General features: G+C 62.7%; 1 pseudogene. It reads right to left on the reverse strand.

Going from position 1 to position 1,165, the window contains the following annotated elements:
* A pseudogene (locus BSG20_RS35405) lies at nt 1–947 on the reverse strand (IS256 family transposase); the annotation flags it as partial.
* Nucleotides 948–1,165 lie beyond the last annotated feature (218 nt).

A 1,165-nucleotide genomic window follows, 5' to 3' on the forward strand; every position in this document is an offset into this window, starting at 1 on the left:
TTCGCCGTTGAGCCTCTCAAGGGAATTGATCGAATGGAGCTTGACGCGATGCTCTTTGGGAAAGCTCATATAGGCGAGGACGTCGTGTTCGGCCTCATCCATGATGGCGGCGAGCTTCGGTACCTTCGGACGGATCTGGCCAGCGATACGGCGCGCCACTGCAGGCTTGCAGCCTCTGCCGTCTCCTGGGCGAAGGCAGTGGCGATGAATGCCGACACGACGCGGCGGCCACTCTTTCCGGCATGCGCCAGCACGTTACGGGCAAAATGAACCCTGCAGCGCTGCCAGGTCGCGCTGAGAACCTTCGAGGTTGCCGCCCTGATCCCTTCGTGTGCATCGGAGACGACGAGCCTGACGCCGCGCAGGCCGCGCCTTGTCAGCGTGCGCAGGAACTCCGTCCAGATCGGCTCGGCTTCCGAGGTGCCGACCTCCATGCCCAGAACCTCGCGCCGACCATCAGTGTTGACGCCGACGGCGATGATGACGGCAACGGAAACGATCCGGCCGCCACGGCGCACCTTGAGGTAAGTGGCGTCGACCCAGAGGTATGGCCAGTCGCCTTCGATCGGGCGGTCCAGGGAAGCCTTCACTTTGCCGTCGATCTCCTCGCAGAGCCGACTGACCTGACTCTTGGAGACACCGCTCATGCCCATGGCTTTGACCAGGTCGTCGACCGACCGGGTCGAGATGCCTTGGATGTAGGCCTCCTGAATGACGGCTGTCAGCGCCTTCTCGGCCATGCGCCGTGGCTCCAGAAACGAAGGGTAATAGGTGCCCTTCCTGAGTTTGGGGATGCGCAGCTCGACGGTGCCGGCCCGCGTCTCCCAGTCCCGGTCGCGATAGCCGTTGCGCTGGGCCATGCGCAACGGGTTCTTCTCGCCATAAGCGGCACCGGTGGAGGCCCCCACCTCCATCTCCATCAGGCGTTCAGCGGCAAAACCGATCATCTCACGCAAAATATCGGCGTCAGGGGTCTTCTCTACGAGCGTGCGCAGGTTCATCATGACATCGGTCATCGGTGGTTCCTTCCAATCAGGTTGGTGTGAGCAACCCGACTTTACCGGAGAACTTCGATGACCGCCGCTCGCTCGCTACAGCGCTGTTGAGAACGCGCTCCCGAGCGGCTTCGCTACCACCGAACTACACCACTCGGCGGGACACGACC

Source organism: Rhizobium tibeticum, from assembly GCF_900110205.1.
GTDB lineage: Bacteria > Pseudomonadota > Alphaproteobacteria > Rhizobiales > Rhizobiaceae > Rhizobium > Rhizobium tibeticum.